General features: G+C 46.4%; 1 rRNA gene. It reads left to right on the top strand.

Annotation, left to right across the window (positions count from 1 at the left end):
• Positions 1–148: 148 nt before the first annotated feature.
• A 23S ribosomal RNA gene (locus F3J38_RS27895) occupies positions 149–248 on the top strand; the annotation flags it as partial.

The following is a 248-nucleotide window of genomic DNA, read 5'->3' as shown; positions in this document are numbered from 1 at the left end:
GTATTATGCTCTTTAACAATCCGGAACAAGCTGAAAATTGAAACGACGTGTCGGTTCATTTCTCCGTAATAAGAAATGAATGATGACATGTTCGAGTCTCTCAAATGCTTGCAGTCTGCATGCGTTGTAAAACGCCTGTGGGTTGTGAGGTTAAGCGACTAAGCGTACACGGTGGATGCCCTGGCAGTCAGAGGCGATGAAGGACGTGCTAATCTGCGTAAAGCGTCGGTAAGGTGATATGAACCGCT

The organism is Candidatus Pantoea formicae (assembly GCF_011752625.1).
Taxonomy (GTDB): domain Bacteria; phylum Pseudomonadota; class Gammaproteobacteria; order Enterobacterales; family Enterobacteriaceae; genus Pantoea; species Pantoea formicae.
Note: the sequence above shows the minus strand (reverse complement) of the source record. Positions and strands in the feature narration are given on the sequence as shown.